Below are 17,879 nucleotides of genomic sequence, written 5' to 3'. Positions count from 1 at the left end.
GGCTATTTCCCGTCAGGCTTTGGTTGGACAGATGCGTTTGCGGCAATCGAGACTCCGAGATTGGACATGGCGAAATCTGCGAAGGCTTTGTCGTAGAGTTCAGACGTAAAGGGGGCGTCTGCAAGAACCGGAATGGCGGCGCAGCAACGGTAGCTATGAGAGGGACGTTGAGCGCGATGGCGTCTGGGGGTACTGTGAGGTTGCAAATCGGCACGCGGAACGTTGGCTGATTGCTCATTTTTCGTTTCGCCTATATCCCCTTGAGCGGCGAGCGCCAGTCCGAGAGCATTGAAGATTGCCAATAGCTTGTCGAGTCGAATGCCGGTGGCATCTCCTAGCTCGAGCGATGCGAGCAGGCGCTCCGAAACACCGGCTTTTTTAGCGAGCGCCGCACGGGTGATTCCCTGTGCCTCGCGTGCCTGGCGCACGTAGATGCCAGCTTGGCGCGGTGTGGTGATGGGAAGGGTATCCACGGCGATCTCCTAACGTGCAGACTTTTGCATATTAGTATGACATGCAAAAGTCTGCACGAATAGGCATTATGCAAAACTCTGCATGAGACCCCTACATTGACGTTGGCTTATGAGAGGCGTTTTTTATATCGTGAGGATCCCCAGATGCTCAAGTAAGATCTTAAGCCCGATGAGGACGAGTACGACGCCACCCACGATGGTGGCGGGTTTTTCGTAACGCGCGCCAAAGGTATGGCCGATCGCTACGCCGGCGACGGAGAAGATAAACGTTGTGACGCCGATAAGCGATACAGCGGGAACGATGTCAACCGAGAGCGCCGCAAACGAGATACCTACGGCTAGGGCGTCAATCGAGGTGGCAATGGCAAGAATCAGATATTCTGCCAGGTCAATTTTTTCAGCATCCTTGCCGTCGCCCTCATCCTCGTCTTCGGTAAAGGCTTCCCACAGCATTTTGCCGCCGATAAAGGCCAATAGGATAAAGGCGATCCAATGGTCGATGGGTCCGATGATGTCCATGAATTGACTGCCGAGCGCCCATCCGATTACGGGCATGCCGGCCTGAAAGCCGCCAAAGAACAGACCGAGCACCACGGCGACTTTAAGGTTGATCTTCTTCATGCCGAGACCCTTGCAGATGGAAACAGCAAAAGCGTCCATCGAAAGGCCAACGGCGAGCAACACGAGCTCTGCGAGTCCCATAGTCTGGCTCCCTCTCTGCGGGCGAGCCCGATTACGCGACTACTCCCTCATTTATATGAGACCCGATGCTACCACATGAGCAGTCAAAGGAGCCCCGTCCCAAATGAGCTACCTAAGCGGTGTTCGCTCATTCTGTAAGCATCGGATTTCGTGGCTGCTGCGGGGACAAACCGTGAGAAACTATTTAGCGTTTATGGAGCGTATACGATGGGAGCGATGCCTTGGATAAGAACGAGCTGCAAAAGCGTATGGAACAGGCCATCCGCCTGACGGCACCTGGTCAGCCGATCCGTACCGCCCTCGACATGATCATCGCCGGTCACCTGGGCGCCCTTATCTGCGTCGGCGACACCGAAAACGTGCTCGCTGCCGGTAACGACGGCTTCCCGCTCAACATTTCGTTCACCTCGAACCGTCTGTTCGAGCTCTCCAAGATGGACGGCGCCATCGTTATCGACGGCGACCTCACCCAGATCCTGCGCGCCAACTTCCACCTCAATCCCGATCCCTCGCTTGCCACGAGCGAGACGGGCATGCGTCACCGTACTGCCGCTCGCATGTCGGTGCTCACCGACGCCATCGTGATCTCGGTTTCGGCCCGTCGTGCCGTCGTCAACGTGTACGTTCACGGCAAGAGCTACGAGATCCAGCCCGTCACCACCATCATGAGCTCGGTCAATCAGCTCGTCGCCACGCTCCAGACTACCCGTCAGTCGCTCGACCGCTCCCTGCTGCGTCTGACGGCCCTCGAGCTCGACGACTACGTTACGCTCGCCGACATTACCGGTATTTTCTCGAGCTTCGAGATCATGCAGCAGGCAAAGACCGAGCTTAAGGATTGCATCGTCAAGCTGGGCAACCAGGGCAAGCTCGTGCAGATGCAGCTCGAGCAGCTCGCCGGCTCCAGCATGGATACCGAGTATGACCTGATGATTCGCGACTACGCAAGTGATTCTTCCGAGGCTAATGCCGAGAAGATTCGCGCCGAGCTCGCTCGCATGACGCCTAAGGACCTGTCCGACCCACAGCATGTGGCGGCGGTTCTGGGTTACGACGACCTGGACGAGGACTCCGTCATGACGCCGCTGGGCCTGCGCACGCTTTCGCGCGTGTCCGTCGTGCGTGACGGCGTGGCCGAGAAGATCGTCGACGAGTATGGCTCGCTGCAGGAGCTCATGGACGACATCAGCGAGGATCCGGAGCGCCTGGGCGACTTTGGCGTCAACAACCCTGCCATTCTTGCGGACTCGCTGTACCGCATGAAGGGCACCAAACAGGGGAACGCATAATGGCGCCCGTATGCGCCGTGGTCGTTGCCGGCGGCAGCGGCCAGCGCTTTGGAAATCCCGGCGGCAAGCAGCTCGTTAACGTGGCGGGTCGTCCGCTCATGAGCTGGTCCATCCGCGCGTTCGATCGTAGCGACAAGGTCGGCCACATCGTGGTGGTGTGCCCTGCCGAGCGCCGTGCCGAGATGCGCCGCCTGGCCATCGACCCGTTTGACTATGACACGCCCATCAGTTTTGCCGATGCCGGCGATACCCGCCAGGACTCCACCCGTGCCGGCGTGCATGCGGTACCGGCGGGTTTCGAATATGTCGCCATCCACGACGGCGCCCGTCCGCTCATCACGACCGAGGCCATCGATCATGCGATCGACGTGCTTGTGGGCGACCGCTCGCTCGACGGCGTCGTGTGCGGCCAGCCCGCGATCGACACGCTCAAGATCGTCGACGGCGACAATATCGTCGAGACGCCGCCGCGCGAGCTCTACTGGGCCGCGCAGACGCCGCAGATCTTTAGCGTCGACGCCATGAAGCGCGCCCACACCGCAGCTATCACCGAGGGCTTTATCGGGACCGACGATTCTTCGCTGGTCGAGCGCATGGGCGCCCGCGTCCGCTGTGTCCAGAGCCCGCGCGATAACCTTAAGGTGACGGTGCCCGAGGACCTGCGTCCCGTAACCGCGATTCTGCTTGGCCGCATGGCCGAGGGAGAGGACCTTCCCCATGTTCAGTAACCTGCGCATTGGCCACGGCTACGACGTCCACCGTTTGGTGGAGGGGCGTCGATGTATCATCGGCGGGGTCGACATTCCCTACGAGCGCGGCCTGCTGGGCCACTCGGATGCCGATGTGCTCGCGCATGCCTTGGCCGACGCCATTCTGGGCGCCTGCCGCGGGGGAGACATCGGCAGGCTATTTCCCGACACCGATCCCGCCTACGAGGGTGCCGATTCGATGGTGCTGCTCGCTCGCGTGATGGACTATGCGCGCGAGCTGGGCTTTGAGTTTGTCGATGCCGATTGCACCATTGCCTGTCAGCAACCCAAGATCACTCCGCACCGCGATGCCATGCGCGCCAACCTTGCCCATGCCCTGGGCGTTGACGTCGAAAACGTGGGCGTCGCCGCCACTACGACCGAAAAGCTCGGTTGGGAAGGCCAGGGCGAGGGAATCGGTGCCTGGGCCGTCTGCCTGCTACAGAAAACCGTTAAGGAGTAACGAATGCGTATCTACAACAGCGCTACCCATAAAAAGGAAGAGTTCCAGCCCATCGAGTCCGGCAAGGTCCGCATGTACGTGTGCGGCCCCACGGTCTACGACAACATCCACATCGGCAATGCCCGCACGTTCATCAGCTTTGACGTGATTCGTCGCTGGCTCATCGCAAGCGGCTACGAGGTCACGTTCGCCCAGAACCTCACCGATGTCGACGACAAGATCATCAAGCGCGCCAACGAGCAGGGCCGTACGGCTGCCGAGGTCGCGACGGAGTTCTCCGACAAGTTCATCGGCGTCATGCGTGCCGCCAACGTGCTCGATCCCGATGTGCGCCCCCGCGCCACCAAAGAGATCGGCCCCATGATCGCCATGATCAAGACACTCATCGAGCAGGGCCACGCCTACGCCGCCGATAACGGCGACGTGTACTTTGCCGTGCGCAGCGATTCCAACTATGGTCAGGTCTCGGGCCGCAACATCGACGACCTTATGGTTGGCGCGCGCATCGAGGAGAACGAGGACAAGAACGACCCGCTCGACTTTGCCCTGTGGAAGGCTGCCAAGCCCGGCGAGCCCAGCTGGCCGAGCCCCTGGGGCGAGGGCCGTCCCGGTTGGCACACCGAGTGCGCCGCCATGGTGCATCGCTACCTGGGCACCCCGATCGACATCCACGGCGGCGGCTCCGACCTTGCCTTCCCGCATCACGAGAACGAGTGCGCCCAGGCCACCTGCGCCTGGCACCAGGGCTTCTCCAACACCTGGATGCACACGGGCATGCTGCTGGTAGACGGCGAGAAAATGTCCAAGTCGCTCGGCAACTTCTTTACGCTGGCCGAGGTGCTCGAGCAGCATTCCGCTGCCGCCCTGCGCCTGCTGATGCTGCAGACGAGCTATCGCTCGCCGCTCGACTTTTCTTGGGAGCGCTTGGAGGGTGCCGAGAACTCGCTCACGCGTATCGCCGGTACGGTCGAGAACCTGCGCTGGGCCGCGAACCATGCGACGGCCGATGCCGATGAGGCAGCATCCGAGGCGTTTGCCGCCAAGGCCGCCGAGACCCGTGCCACCTTTAAGGAGTGCATGGACGACGACTTTAACACCGCCGGTGCCATGGGTGCCGTCTTTGGCTTTGTGACCGAGTGCAACCAGTACCTGGAGCAGGCGGGCGACGCTGCCGACAAGGCCGCCGCGCTTGCCGCCGCCGATACGCTGGTCGAGCTGCTCGATACGTTTGGCGTTGAGCTCCCCGAGCCAAAGGTCGAGTTGCCGCTGGGCCTGCTGGGCGTAGCCGCCGGCCTGGTTGCCTACACGGGCGACGACGTGGACGAGGCCGCTGCCAAGATTCTCGAGGCCCGCGCCGAGGCCCGCGCTGCCAAGAACTGGGATCTGGCCGACGCCATCCGCGACCAGCTCAAGGACCTCGGGCTGACGATCGAGGATACCGCCGCCGGCACCCGTATCAAATCTCTCTAATCCCCGCGGGTTTCCCAAGCACCCGACCGCCCGAGCCACGGCACCTTGCCTTTCAATCGTCGGGCATGACCTCAAGGTCTATGCCCTCCTCTTTCAAGGCAATCTGCCGCACCTCGGGCGGTCGTTTCGTTTGTTCTATTGATAATCGTTTTAAGGAGGCCGTTTTATGGCCGACAATCGCAAGCGTGCATCGCGCGGAGGCAAGCAGGCCGTTTCTGGTTCGCGTCCGATTCGTCGCAACGACCGCGCTGCCGCTCCCAAGGGCCAGCGCGAGCGCTCCCAAGCCCAGGCTGCGCGTTCGCAGCGAGATCGCAACCGCGACAACATTCAGGTCCCCAAGGGCGAGTTTATCGAAGGTCGTCGTGCTGCCGCCGAGGCGCTGCGCACTGGTTTTCCCATCAAGTGCGCGCTCATCGCCGAGGGCGGGGAGCGCGATGCCGCCTTGTCGCGCCTGGTCGATGACCTCAACGCCGCGGGTGTCCGCATTAAGTATGTGCCGCGCGCGCAGCTCGATGCGCTGTCGAGCCATGGCGCTCACCAGGGCATTGCGCTCGAGGTGGGTAATTTCCCCTATGCTGATGTCGCCGATATCCTCGATCGCGCGGGTGACGGACCGGCGCTCGTCGTCGTGCTCGACCATGTGACCGACGATGGCAACTTTGGTGCGATCGTGCGCTCCGCCGAGGTCGTGGGCGCGGCGGGCGTCATCATTGCAAACAAGCGCGCCGCCGGTGTGACCGTGGGCAGCTACAAAACCTCTGCTGGTGCCGTCATGCACCTGCCCATCGCGCAGGTTCCCAACATTGCCCGAGCGCTCGATGACCTCAAGGCCGCCGGCTTTTGGGTGGGCGGCGCTTCCGAGCATGCCGAAGGCAGTTGCTGGGACGCCCCTTTCGAGGGCCGCGTTGCGCTCGTCATGGGTTCCGAGGGCGACGGCATCTCGCGTCTGGTGCTCGAGAAATGCGACTTTTTGACCAAGCTTCCCCAGCGCGGCATGACCGAGAGTCTCAATGTGGCCCAGGCGACCACCGCGCTGTGCTTTGAGTGGCTGCGCCGCAACGCCGGCGAGCTCATGGGGGAGGAGTAGCGCATGTCCAAGAAGAACCGCGCCAAGTCCAAGGCCAAGCGCTTTGGCGAAGGCTCGGCCAAGCCGATTGTTTCGGCCGCGACCTATGGCGTGGGCGGCAATGCGTTTGCACAGGCTATCGCCGATCCAGTCTCGACGGTGCACTCCAACAAGCCCGAGCTGCTGGTGGTTGACGGTTACAACGTGATCCACTGCACGCCGCGCTACGAAAAGCTCGTGTACGACCATTCCGACGATCCGTATTCCAGCGACGTTCACGATATGGCGCGCACCGCTCTCATCAACGACGTCGCCGCCTTTGCCCAGGGCCGCTACGAGGCCGTGATCGTGTTCGACGGCGCGGGCAATATCTCCAACGAGCGCCCCAACCTGCCGGCCCGCGGCGTGCGCATCGAGTTCTCGCCGACGGGCGTCTCTGCCGATACTGTGGTGCAAAAGCTCTGCATCGAGGCACGCGAGGAAGGCCGCGCGTGCTCCGTGGTATCGAGCGACGGCACGATCCAGGCCGTCGTCATGGGCAAGGGCGTAACGCGCATCTCGAGCCGTATGCTGGTGGACGAGATCAAACAGATCGATAACGACGTTCACGAGGCAGAGGAAGCTCCGCAGATCAAGATGACTCTGGGCAGTCGCCTGAGCCCCGATGCCCTGGCCAAGCTCAAGGCCCTGCGTGGTCGGTAGGGGATTATCCATAGAGACCCGTTTCCCAATTGGTCAGCCCGTTGATTTGTAATCAATGGACTGTGGGTTGCCGTCGCCAAAACGAATAGTTTTTGGTTTTGGCGAACGGATAAAACTATTCGTTCTGGCGAATAGTTTTGAGATGTGGTCGGGCGAAGGGTCTGTTGCGCCTCGTCCGCAATTCCTTTATTCTTAACTGGCTTCGCGCGAAAGCGCCAAGTGTGCCAGTGTGGCGCAACGGTAGCGCAACTGATTTGTAATCAGTGGGTTGCGGGTTCGATTCCTGTCACTGGCTCCATGAAAGAAAAAGCAGGTCAGAGTCTATTTTTCTCTGGCCTGCTTTCTTTTTTATTGCCGCCGTGTGCAACGGGCTGCGCAACGACATGTGCAATAAAAGCTGTCTTGGCATCTCTAATTAAAAATAAAGTTCACAATGCCTTCACGCGATTCGAGTTTGCGTTAAATCGATTCGCTTGAGTTTGGGCCCATCTCGGAGTTTGTCGTCCGATTAGGGATTCTTTTACGCCTCATGGACTCTTCGTGGGCCCTACAGCAGAATGAGTTTGGCTTGCGGGTTGTCCTTCTGGCCTTGCAGCGCTCTTTCTCTGCAGCTTCCTGATTTATGATGGCATGCATGAGTTGTTGCTTGTTTTTGTACGGTCGTCCACAGACGCTGCACTTGAACCAACCTTGATTGCTTTCGAGTTCCTTCTCAAGCTGGAGTGCAAAGGCGCGCGTTAGACTGCCGGGGATTGCCTCGGCCTCATTGGGTCTTTCGACTAGGAGCCTGCGGAGTATTGGACTACTGATCAACCTTTTGGGTTCTTCATTTGGGTTGATCGCAAGGTCAATGAAAAGGGCGAGGGTTTTCTCAAGGTCCTCAAGTTGATTTCCAATCCAGATTCGATTTGCTTCCGCGACAATCTCGGAGCTGCGACCGTCTTGGGGCTTGATCTGTAGTTGCGTCGCGTACAAAAGCGTTTTGAAAACGTTGGTGATGATTGTTCTTGATGGACAAGAGCCTAAGTAACTCAGTACCACATCATATGCGGCGCTTCCAAATGCCGACTTAGAACATAGAAGAAGCGCGGAGAGTTGCATGAAGGCCAATGTAGTCCGGATGTCATTTACAAGAATGATTTGCGAATTGCTCGGACGGATTCCTTTGATGAGATTTGCGATTTCAGTACCTGCGGAGCAGCGTTTGTCTTTGAAATGATTGAAAGGCGAAGGCCCAAGTTCTTCGGAGATCTGTTGGCTTCGCTTCGAATCGTAAAACCCGTCTCGCCAAAGGTTGAGGCCATCTCCCACTGGATCCGTCGAATAGGAATCGTTTTGCTTAAAACGCTGTTCGACATGGCTAGCCTGGTTGGCATAGGGCGAAACGGGCAGTCCGTAGCGTTCAACAAAATCGGCGATTGCCCGATTATCTGAGAGATTTAGATTCATCATTGCTCCGGTGGAAAAACCGTCAGGAAGGCCGTAGGCATATCCGTTTGCTTTGCAGATGAAGGCGTCGCATTCGATTCCGTCGATTTCTACGGTGGCTTTCTTGACTCTTGGGAGCGTCCATCGGCTAAGAGGCTGAACGGGACTCGCGGGCGTGGGAATAAGTGGGTCGAGCATTAATAGTCCTTTCAAGTAATATGTAGCTAATGGGTTAAGCTAAACGACGTAGTTAGAATAACATCGAAGATGCTACAATGAACTTGATAAAACAATTACGGCCGAAAGAGGCGCTAATGGACGATTTAACTGAAGGTCAAAAGAAGTGGATCAAAAGGAAGGCATGGTACAAAAAGCTTGAAGCCGAACCGAAGGTATATCTCAACCGTAAAGACGTCGAGAGCCTTTTATTTGTCGGTAAGACGAAGGCAATGGCGATAATTCACGCCGCCGGTGGCGTTAACTATGACGGCATTTGGCGACTGGATAAACAGGATTTAATCGACTATCTAATTTCAAAGGAGTTTGGCGATGTCGCTTAGCTTCTTGAAAGCTATCGTGCGTGGAACAGGTAGGGCGGGAGCGCGAGACCATCAAAAGCCATCTGGAGAAGGAGGAGGCGCTGTTCGCGCGCGGCATCAAGTGTCTGTCGCTCTTCTTTATCGACGAGGTCGCCAAGTACCGCATCTATGATGACGACGGCGGGGAAGACCTGGGCGAGTACGGCCGAATCTTTGAGGAGGAGTACGCACGCGCCATCGACGAGTACAGCCGTGGGCAGCAGAACCTCGACGCCTCGCTCGATGCGGGTCTCGGTGAGGTGCGTCGCCGCTATCTTGAGTGGTTGCGCGGCATCGACGTCCATGCAACGCACAAGGGATACTTCTCCATCGACAAGAAAGGGCATTCGGTTAACTCTAAGCTCAAGCGCGGCAGCGATGAGTCCGATGACGAGGGTGCCTACGACCTCATCCTCAAGGACAAGGAGCGCCTGCTGTCGTTCGACGAGCCCACTCGCTTCATCTTTAGCCACTCTGCCCTGCGCGAGGGCTGGGATAACCCCAACGTGTTCCAGATCTGCACTCTCAAGCACTCCGATTCTGAGACCGGCAAGCGCCAGGAGGTGGGCCGCGGCCTGCGCCTGTGCGTGAACCGGGACGGCGAGCGCCAGGACCTGGAGGCACTGGGCGAGCAGGAGGTGCAGCGCGTCAACACGCTCACCGTCATCGCCAGCGAGAGCTACAGCGATTTCACGAAGGCGCTGCAGGAGGACACGAAGAGCGCACTTCGCGAGCGTCCCAAGGCGGTCACGGAGGAGTTCCTCAAGGGCTTTGTCGTCCAGGCGGACGAGGAAAAGACCTATGCGCTCAGGCAGGAAGATGCACACGATGTCTATTTCGCGCTCGTGCAGCACAGTCTCATCGATCGCGAGGGCGTGCCTGCACAGAAGTTCAAGGAATCGGGCCTCACGTCCGTTACCGACGACGACCTGCCCGAGCATCTCTATGCCTATCGCAAGGATATCGAAGCGCTGGTGAAGAGCGTCTACGACGAGCATGCGCTCGACGACTACATTCGCAACGGCAACGAGCCCAAGGTTCGCGAAAACCCGCTCAACGCCAACTTCGCGCGCGCCGAGTTCCAAGAACTTTGGAACAGGACCAACTCTAAGCACTCCTACACCGTTGATTTTGACGACGTTGAGCTGCGGGCTAAGGCAATCGACCGAATTAACCGCGAACTGTTTGTGACCAAGGCATCTTATGTCATGACGACCGCCGCGCAGCGCTCGACCCAGACGCGGGAGAACCTTGAGCGCGGCGAGTCATTCGGTGATGCCACGAGGCGCGACTACGAGGTGGGCGAGGACGCCTCGGGCGTGACGTGCGACCTGCTGGGCGAAGTCGCTACCGCGGCACGCATCACGCGCAGGAGCGCGGCGTCGACCCTCAAGAGCATAGCCCCCGTCAAGTTCCGCATGTTCCGCGATAACCCCGAGGAGTTCATCGCCAAGGTCTCCCGTTGCATTCTGGCAGAGAAGGCGACGATGGTGGTGGACCACATCACGTACCATAAGCTCGACGAGCGGTACGATTCAACCATCTTTGCCGAGCGCATGCCTGAGAACGTCGGCCGGGCGCTGGAGACGAGCCGCTGCATCCAGGACTACGTGTTCTGGGATTCCGAGGGCGAGCGCGACTTCGCACGAGACCTCGACTCCGCTGAGGGCAAGGTCGCGGTCTACGCCAAGCTGCCGAGGTCCTTTAAGATCCCGACGCCGGTGGGCAACTATGCGCCCGACTGGGCCATCGCGTTTGAGAAGGGGAGCGTGCGCCACGTGTTCTTCGTCGCGGAGACCAAGGGCAGCATGGACAGCCTCACACTGCGCGACATCGAGCGCGGCAAGATTGCCTGCGCCCGCAAGCTCTTCAACGAGTTCTCGGACGAGGACGTGCGTTATGACGTGGTGCACAGCTACGAGGATTTGCTGACCGTGATCCAGGGAACGGAATAGGCCTTATTCTTACCTGCATGGTCTTTGATGGGAATAAACAGAAAGCCGGAGCCTGGTCCAGCCAGGTTCCGGCTTTTTTCTGTGAACAGCCCTCCTATCTGGACGGGTGTTCTTTGCTCCAGGTCGCGCGACAAGAATTGCTGCAGAATGAGCGCTCGCCCCCTTGGGTTCCAGACAGCACAGTTCGCATGCAGCGTTTGCACGTCAAGAGGTAATGGTCGGGATGGTTCCTGACGAGTAACCACATGGCTTCCAACATGTTACGTGGTTTCTGCTCCGGGGCGATTTCGGCCATCTTCACGCCCGAATATGCGATGCGGGGCTGGAAGAGCCTTCCGTCTACCGCCTGAAGCATCCGGTTCGCTATCTGCATCTGATCATCTATGGATTTGCCGTCTATGTTTGAGCTGACAACCAGATACCACCACTTGTTTTCCTCCGGATGGTTCTTTCTGTTGTCGAATCTACCGTCGGCCTGTGCTGCCTCGACCGACGTGAGAAACTTGACGAACTCATTCCCGTCGCCTTTTAGATGGTGATCAATGACCGCCTGTGTAAATGACTTCTTGATGTCAGTGAGGCTGTTGTAGAGGGGCCAGATTTTTTGAGCATCAAAGGTCACATCGTTAACCAGCAGGTTTCCGGTTCGGTAAAACGGATTGAACGCTATGGGTATCGCATAGCAGGTGGCAGAGCCCATGTTAAAACGCTCTTTCAGGCTTGCCGGCTCAACCTTGCGGAACCTAGCGGTCTCCAGAATTGTTTTGGGGTCCGCTCCAGTTCTATATAACCCGCCGATGCGAAGGACTATCGAAAGCAGGTTTCTGGCAAAAATCCAGTCATGCAGCGGTTCGATGACGGCACGGAACTGAGAATCCAGATAGGAGAGGTTCCCAGCATTGACGAAATCGAACTCATCGATAAGCTCGCGAGCGGCCTTCTTCGCTGTTCGGCCGACCTCTTTATAGCCCATGCCGTCAACTTCGGCGGGATTGGCATATGGATCGAAAAAGCACTCCGAGAGCAGGCCGTCTAAATTGGACGGAACGAGATCTATTCCACGTTCGATGCCTTGCTGAAGTCGACTGGGCAGATAGGTGCGATTGGCGAGATCATCTTCCGAAATGTACATGGGCCCGAGATTGCGGGCTGCCAGGACTAATGATTTCGCATCCCTTGCCATCAGGAGCTCATTGAAAGTGTCGGGGTTAATCGGGGGATAGGCACTTCCCAGCTCATCGACCGCCTGAATCCTGATAAGGACATGCATCCCCAGCTTCTTGTCCTTTGCGATAAAGATATGATGGCTGCCCATATAGTCCTCCTGATAAAGCTAACGAAATTAGTATAACAGCGCAGTCGGGAAATAATAAGCAATTATGTGTCTCTTATGATGGAAAACGGAATAAACAAGCAAATAAAGCTAACGTCGTAAACTAGACAGCGTAGTCAGAGTTTTTTTACGGAGGTACAGATGAACGCTTTGAATCGTCCCGCTGTCTACGCGCGGCCTTTCCATACGCGCGAGGCTGCTGCTTGGCTCGGCCTGTCGGAACGTAGCGTGCTTGAGCTCGCGCGCAAGGGCATCCTGCAAGGCAAGAAGGTCGGTCATGTCTGGTTGTTCAGCCAGGAGGCTGTCGCCAAGCTCGCCGGCGTCCCCATCGACGAATAGCTGTACTCATGCCTACCGGTCGGTTCGTGGAAATAGACGAAACCGAGATCCTCTACTCTCGCTCGTGCCATACCCCTTTGATGACCGATGACCTGGTCGGCTGGATGATGTATGCGATTTGCTGGATTCAGGCAAATTGCAAAAACCGGCGAACGATGGAGGGGTTGCACAAGGCGGTAATCGCCCTAGCTAAAGGCGCTGTGGTGGGCAGTAGGCTGGACAATGGCGCGCAATATGCGTCGCTCTCAATTTCACAGCTCGAAAAAGCGCTCGGCATCACCCGAAAGACCGCCATCAAATACCTCAACTATTTGACTTTGACCGGTGAGTATCTGAGCCTGAAGAAGGAAGGCGTCGAACCATTGTTACGCAAACTGCAAATTGGAAAAAGCAAACAACAGGCTTCCTGCTATGAGTATATTTGGCCTCGGTCTGGCGAATTGGATCTCGTGACAGGTCGGACTGGTGGAGGAAAACAAGGGGTTTCTACACCGGTTGATTATTGCCGAACTGGTGTAGAAAACGAGTTAGCTAGTGGAGAAGGCGCCTCAACTGGTGTGGAAACGCGGGCAATTACTACACCCTCTAATTCAACTAATAAAACTAATAGCAGCGAGACCGAGGATGCTCACTACCTTTCTTTTCTGAAGCTGTTCGAAAAAGGCCCGGGAGCCAAAGAAAAGGAAACTCGCCGGGAATACGACAGCCTTCGGATTCAGGGATGGGATGCCGCCGAAATTGCTGATGCGGTGAAGCGCCAAGTGGACGATAACGTCTCAAGGGGACGGAATCCATATCTGTACCCACATGCCTTCCTGACAAGTAAAGAAATCTCGCGGTGGCTCGTTCACGCCCCGGGGCCCGTTATTAGCCGAGCCGGGGTCTACCGTAATAGTTGCGGAAGCTGGTGTCACGTCTCCGCTGCCGGTTTTGAGGAGCCGTTGGGGCCTCCGTCGATGACTGAAGCGGAGGCGCTGGATATCTATGAACAATTGCACCATAGGAGGAATTAGGATGAAAGACAACGAGATTTACGACAAGGCCGCCGAGAGTTCGATTTTGTCCGCCATGATGGGCAGCACTGAGGTGGCGGCGGAGCTGGGTGCCGTTCTCGAGGCGGGCGACTTCTATATTTCGCGCAACCAAATCATGTTTACCGCTATCAAGCAACTCGCCGATGCCGGCATGCCGACCGACCTTGTTGCAGTGATTGACAGACTTGGGTCGACCGGAAATCTAGCAAAAGCGGGCGGGGACTCCTATGTGCTTCAGGTCTCTGGAGATTATCTTAGCTATGTGAACTACCCGCATTACGTCAAAATCCTCAAACGGCATTCGTTGAGGCGGAGCTTGACTGCTGCTGCGCAGCGAATCAGGGACCTTGCCGTTAGCGAGGGCTCCAGCGAAGAGGAGCTGGCGGATCGGGCGGAGGCGATATTGGGGGAAGTGACAACGAGGGCTATTCCTAACGGTTCCCACAGTCTCGCGGAAGTCACCGAGCAGGTCTATATGGATATGGGCGCCAAGCATGCCGGCACGAAGGACCCAGATTGCATATATTTCGGGATCGGGGCGCTTGATGGGCTTTTTCCCGATGGAATCAAGCCTGGGCAGCTGGTCGTGGTCGGCGCAAGACCTTCTGTGGGTAAAACGGCGTTTGCGGTGTTTTGCGGAGCAGAATTTGCAAAACAGGGCAGACGCGTTGCAATTTATTCAGAGGAAATGTCAAGCGAGGAGATAACGTACCGGCTGTTTTCCCTGGAGTCGAGTATCTCTTCAAGTACGCTTTCCTCCGGATCGTATGCCGGCCTCCAAGAACAATTGATAGCGGAAGCGCGTGATCGCTTGGTTGGTTTTCCCATTATATTGAACGATGAGCCTGGAATGACTGTCTCCAGGATGCAGGCCCAATGTCGACGAAAGGTGATTGACGGGAAGGCGCCTGAGGTCATCATTGTTGACTATCTCCAGCTTCTTCAATCGTCGGTGAAAGGGGCAGGCAGATACGAAGAGGTATCGGAGCTATCGCGCGCGCTCAAATTGATGGCTCGTGAACTGCACGTGCCCGTGATAGCGCTTGCCCAGCTTTCACGACAGTCCGAGCAGCGCCCGGATAGGCGCCCGATGATGTCGGATCTTAGGGATTCCGGATCTATCGAGCAGGACGCTGATGTAGTCCTCCTGCTTGATGCGTCTGCCACAGAGGGAGAGGCAAGCCGCCCGGAACGTCCCGATTGGGGCAAGCGAAGGGTGATCGTGGCCAAGCACCGCAACGGGCCGGTCGGAGAGGTCGACCTGAATTTTTCGCCTTCAACTTGCACATTTGCAGATTAACATCGTAATTGGAGGAATCAAACGTGCCATCCGGTCGTAAAGATTTGACCGGATGGCACGTTCTCGTTGATATGTCCACGCATTGACGCGTCTAGGGGTTGGGTGCCATGATGTTCGGCGCATATAGAAACCCTGCAGCGGTGTCGACTTAACGACTGGAAGGGTGACGGATGAAGACCTATAACCTGGACACCATCAAGAAGGTCCCCTTGCGCGAGGTGTGGCCGCATGAGGCCCACGACTTCACCAAGTGGCTGGCCGAGGAGCAGAACCTCGCAACCCTCGGGATGGCGGTCGGAATCGAGCTCGAGCTCATAGAGACGGAGTCCTCGGTCGGTTCGTTCAACGTGGACATCTATGCGCAGGAGTCCGGTACGGGCCGCAAGGTGATCATCGAGAACCAGCTCGAGGACACCAACCACGACCATCTCGGCAAGGTGATCACGTATGCCGCCGGCAAGGGCGCCGAGGTCGTCATCTGGGTCGTGGCGCACGCCCGCGACGAGCACCGCCAGGCCATCGAGTGGCTCAACCAGCACACCGACAGCGACTTCGGGTTCTTCCTGGTCGAGGTCGAGCTCTGGAAGATCGGGGACTCCCTGCCCGCCCCGCGCTTCGGCGTGGTCGAGCAGCCGAACGAGTGGACCAAGACCGTGAAACTCTCCGAGGGGCTCAGCGAGACCGAAAAGGTCAAGCTGGCGTACTGGACGGCCTACCGCGAGGTGGCGGACGGCCATCCGGAGTTCCTCAAGGAGTTCAGCCCGCAGAAGCCCAGCAAGGACCATTGGTCGACGCTGCGACTGGGGGTCTCGGCATACCATCTCGCCCTGCTCATTGATACGCACAAGGGCCGCACGGGCATCGAGCTGTACGTGGACGACGACAAGGAGATCGGACACCGCGCCATCGCCAACAGCGGGGTCTTCGAGGATCACCTCGGGCTGACGGCGGTGACCTTCGATGCGAAAAAGGCATCGGGGCTGCGCTTCTACAAGGCGGGCCACCCCATCAAGGGCCACCAGGACGCATGGCCGGGGTACATCGAGGAACAGCTCGGTTGGGCCCTCGAGATGAAAAAAATAATTGCGGAGATCGAGCTCTAGAAAACGCCCCGGCAGTAATGCCGGGGCGTTTTCTATTGACGGGATTCGGCGCCGGCCGTTTCGGTCCGGATGCGCCGCTCGGCCTCTTCGAGGTCCCTGACAATCCTCCCCAGCGCCATGCAGTAATGCGCGAAGACCGGGTCCTCCTTGCCGGACCGGTCCTCGCAGCAAAAGAGCATCGACTCATGAAGGCAGGCGAGCTCGTAGACGATATCCTCGAGTTCCATATGGCTCCTCTCGAAAAGTGAATAGCGGTTCAGATGGTATCGATGCTGGGCGTGGGCTGCCGGCGTCCGCCGTGAATCGGCCACGGCTTCGCGGCCGGGTGGCACCTCCGCTACGCCGCTTCAAGGGGGCCCATGAGACCCCGCACAAACCTCCGCTCCGCTCCGGTTGGTGGAGGTCGTCATGGACCTCCCTTGACCCGCCTTCGCTCCGGTGCGGCTTTGCAGGGAGCAAAGCCGACGACGACGCGCGGCGTCGCCATTCGGCTTTGCCCGCAGGGGCGAGATGTTGAGGGCAGGGTGCCCGGAACGGAGGAAGACATGCAGCAGCTGATGACCGAGGAAATCGCCAAGACGGTGCCGAGGCTCTATGAACAGGATGGAGCTGAGGACCCCACGGTCTACGCCCACTACTTCTCGTGCGTGAACGGATGGGATTGGTGGCTGCTTGAGTTCGACGGCACGGACGAGGCATTCGGCCTCGTCGAGGGCTACGACGACGAGCTCGGCTACTTCAGCATCAAGGAGATGGCCGAGCTGAACCGCCAGATGGGGTTCGCCGCCGTCGAGCGCGACGAGCACTTCTCCCCGAAGCCGCTCAGCGCCGTCAGGAGGAGGTAGACACATGGTCACGGTCGAGTTCGACTCCATGGGCGAGGCGGTCCGCCTCGCCCTCGTGGCCGATGAGTACGTGGGCGGCGGCCTGGCCGTCCTCCTCCTCGACGCCACGGACCCGCGTTCCGAGGGCTACATGGCCGGGTGGGGCGTGCTCACGGCGAACGTGCCGTCGGCGGCCGAGTGGTGCCGCGGGCACGGCAACATCGCCATCGACGCCGCGGTCCCCGCGGCGCTCATCGAGGCGCTCGAGGCCGCCGGCTTGCTCCGCATGGCCGTCCGCTCGGCGGCGTCCGGGATGGCCCGCTACCCGCTGGCCACGGTCGCCGGGCACGCCCTCGACGGCATGGGCGGCCTGAGCGAGACCCTCGAGGAGGCTCTCGGCTCGACGGTCGTCGTCGAGTACGAGTCGGGCGGCGACGGCGGCGCGTTCGAGGTTGGGACCGCGCCGGCGCGCTCGGCCGAGCTCGGGCGCCTCATCGCCGCCGCGAGGTCCGAGGCCGACGCGTTGGCGGTCGCCGGCGGATGGGCGGCCGTCCGGGTCGGTTTCGGGGACGCCGAGACCATCGACTGCGAGACGGGCCGGACGGTTTACGTCGCGGGGTGAAATGGGAGGAGGGCGCGGGCGCGGGCCGGATGGGCCGCGCTTTTCCTTTCCCGGGATGCGGAGCTCCCACCGTCCAAGTGCCTTGGACGGTGGGAGCTGGATACGACGATATACTGCGCGTGCAACGGGGACACGCGCCTCCTTTTCGGTTGACTCCACCAGTTCGTACAGAGACTTTTCGATTTCCCGCTTTGATTTGGAGGTCTGTAATTCCATATTTCTGGAATACGGCACGAGGCTGAGCTTCGAAATCGCGTCTTGCGTCGGTAGATTGTTCCGCGTCCGCGACCAGTTTTTCAAGGGTGCTAAGCTGGGACTGTATTGAGAGTTCGTTTAGGTGGTTCACATTGTCCATAGCGGTGACCACCAATGTTGAATAGCTGTCTTGAAAGACTGTGTATTTATACTTGATTTAAGGCGGAGTGGAATGTGGGCGCGCAAGGAGATGC

The 17,879-nt window shown here is 58.6% G+C and carries 19 protein-coding genes and 1 tRNA gene; 15 read left to right on the top strand and 5 right to left on the bottom strand.

The window, feature by feature from the left end; genetic code table 11:
• Positions 1-2 precede the first annotated feature (2 nt).
• On the bottom strand, positions 3-473 hold the full coding sequence (locus DW823_RS05820) for a helix-turn-helix transcriptional regulator (RefSeq protein ID WP_199574364.1): 471 nt from the start codon (positions 471-473) through the stop codon (positions 3-5).
• Positions 474-596: 123 nt separating this feature from the next.
• A complete protein-coding gene (locus DW823_RS05815) occupies positions 597-1,175 on the bottom strand; it encodes a manganese efflux pump MntP family protein (RefSeq protein WP_118081017.1) in 579 nt (192 codons plus the stop codon).
• A 248-nt stretch (positions 1,176-1,423) separates the two neighbouring features.
• On the opposite strand from DW823_RS05815, the gene disA reads away from it, so the two are divergent.
• The 7 genes from disA (at position 1,424) to DW823_RS05780 (ending at position 7,212) form a co-directional block, all read left to right on the top strand.
• On the top strand, positions 1,424-2,464 hold the full coding sequence (gene disA, locus DW823_RS05810; RefSeq protein WP_006234973.1) for a DNA integrity scanning diadenylate cyclase DisA: 1,041 nt from the start codon (positions 1,424-1,426) through the stop codon (positions 2,462-2,464).
• The gene (ispD, locus tag DW823_RS05805; protein WP_117773483.1) at positions 2,464-3,192 is read left to right on the top strand and encodes a 2-C-methyl-D-erythritol 4-phosphate cytidylyltransferase; all 729 of its coding nucleotides are present in this window, start codon (positions 2,464-2,466) and stop codon (positions 3,190-3,192) included. The genes disA and ispD overlap by 1 nt, the downstream gene beginning before the upstream one ends.
• A complete protein-coding gene (gene ispF, locus DW823_RS05800) occupies positions 3,182-3,676 on the top strand; it encodes a 2-C-methyl-D-erythritol 2,4-cyclodiphosphate synthase (protein WP_117773482.1) in 495 nt (164 codons plus the stop codon). Before ispD ends, ispF begins: the two co-directional genes overlap by 11 nt.
• 3 nt (positions 3,677-3,679) lie before the next feature.
• Positions 3,680-5,146 (top strand): cysteine--tRNA ligase, encoded by a 1,467-nt coding sequence (gene cysS / locus DW823_RS05795; RefSeq protein ID WP_117799684.1) that lies wholly within the window; start codon positions 3,680-3,682, stop codon positions 5,144-5,146.
• A 166-nt stretch (positions 5,147-5,312) separates the two neighbouring features.
• Entirely contained in the window at positions 5,313-6,233 is a 921-nt protein-coding gene (gene rlmB, locus DW823_RS05790; protein WP_118081015.1) for a 23S rRNA (guanosine(2251)-2'-O)-methyltransferase RlmB, read from the top strand.
• 3 nt (positions 6,234-6,236) lie between these two features.
• Positions 6,237-6,914, top strand: a complete 678-nt coding sequence (locus tag DW823_RS05785; RefSeq protein WP_055309418.1) for an NYN domain-containing protein — start codon at positions 6,237-6,239, stop codon at positions 6,912-6,914.
• Between the two features lie 223 nt (positions 6,915-7,137).
• Positions 7,138-7,212, top strand: a tRNA-Thr gene (locus tag DW823_RS05780).
• Positions 7,213-7,373: 161 nt separating this feature from the next.
• Here the strand turns inward: DW823_RS05780 and DW823_RS05775 are convergent.
• Complete coding sequence (locus tag DW823_RS05775) at positions 7,374-8,540, bottom strand: hypothetical protein (RefSeq protein ID WP_118081013.1); 1,167 nt, start codon at positions 8,538-8,540, stop codon at positions 7,374-7,376.
• A gap of 116 nt (positions 8,541-8,656) precedes the next feature.
• Here DW823_RS05775 and DW823_RS05770 point away from each other — a divergent pair, with 116 nt between their 5' ends.
• Together DW823_RS05770 and DW823_RS05765 are read left to right on the top strand one after the other, a co-directional pair.
• Positions 8,657-8,902 (top strand): hypothetical protein, encoded by a 246-nt coding sequence (locus tag DW823_RS05770; RefSeq protein ID WP_118081011.1) that lies wholly within the window; start codon positions 8,657-8,659, stop codon positions 8,900-8,902.
• Between the two features lie 20 nt (positions 8,903-8,922).
• Positions 8,923-10,875 (top strand): hypothetical protein, encoded by a 1,953-nt coding sequence (locus DW823_RS05765; protein WP_118081009.1) that lies wholly within the window; start codon positions 8,923-8,925, stop codon positions 10,873-10,875.
• A 94-nt stretch (positions 10,876-10,969) separates the two neighbouring features.
• On the opposite strand, the gene DW823_RS05760 is transcribed toward DW823_RS05765, so the two are convergent.
• Positions 10,970-12,190, bottom strand: coding sequence for a hypothetical protein (locus DW823_RS05760; protein WP_118081007.1), 1,221 nt, complete (start codon positions 12,188-12,190; stop codon positions 10,970-10,972).
• A 159-nt stretch (positions 12,191-12,349) separates the two neighbouring features.
• Between DW823_RS05760 and DW823_RS05755 the strand changes: the two genes are divergently transcribed.
• From DW823_RS05755 to DW823_RS05740, 4 genes are all read left to right on the top strand, one after another.
• Complete coding sequence (locus DW823_RS05755) at positions 12,350-12,547, top strand: helix-turn-helix domain-containing protein (RefSeq protein ID WP_118081005.1); 198 nt, start codon at positions 12,350-12,352, stop codon at positions 12,545-12,547.
• 8 nt (positions 12,548-12,555) lie between these two features.
• A complete protein-coding gene (locus tag DW823_RS05750; protein ID WP_118081003.1) occupies positions 12,556-13,560 on the top strand; it encodes a hypothetical protein in 1,005 nt (334 codons plus the stop codon).
• 1 nt (position 13,561) lies between these two features.
• A complete protein-coding gene (locus DW823_RS05745; RefSeq protein WP_158567278.1) occupies positions 13,562-14,881 on the top strand; it encodes a DnaB-like helicase C-terminal domain-containing protein in 1,320 nt (439 codons plus the stop codon).
• Between the two features lie 170 nt (positions 14,882-15,051).
• On the top strand, positions 15,052-15,984 hold the full coding sequence (locus tag DW823_RS05740) for a DUF4268 domain-containing protein (protein ID WP_118080999.1): 933 nt from the start codon (positions 15,052-15,054) through the stop codon (positions 15,982-15,984).
• A 32-nt stretch (positions 15,985-16,016) separates the two neighbouring features.
• On the opposite strand, the gene DW823_RS05735 is transcribed toward DW823_RS05740, so the two are convergent.
• On the bottom strand, positions 16,017-16,211 hold the full coding sequence (locus DW823_RS05735) for a hypothetical protein (protein WP_118080997.1): 195 nt from the start codon (positions 16,209-16,211) through the stop codon (positions 16,017-16,019).
• 318 nt (positions 16,212-16,529) lie between these two features.
• Here DW823_RS05735 and DW823_RS09795 point away from each other — a divergent pair, with 318 nt between their 5' ends.
• Entirely contained in the window at positions 16,530-16,829 is a 300-nt protein-coding gene (locus tag DW823_RS09795; protein ID WP_158567277.1) for a DUF2958 domain-containing protein, read from the top strand.
• Between the two features lie 4 nt (positions 16,830-16,833).
• Complete coding sequence (locus DW823_RS05725) at positions 16,834-17,430, top strand: hypothetical protein (RefSeq protein WP_118080993.1); 597 nt, start codon at positions 16,834-16,836, stop codon at positions 17,428-17,430.
• Positions 17,431-17,879 lie beyond the last annotated feature (449 nt).

It is taken from the genome of Collinsella sp. AM34-10 (assembly GCF_003469185.1).
Taxonomy (GTDB): Bacteria; Actinomycetota; Coriobacteriia; order Coriobacteriales; family Coriobacteriaceae; genus Collinsella.
This window is presented reverse-complemented; position numbering and strand designations above follow the sequence as displayed.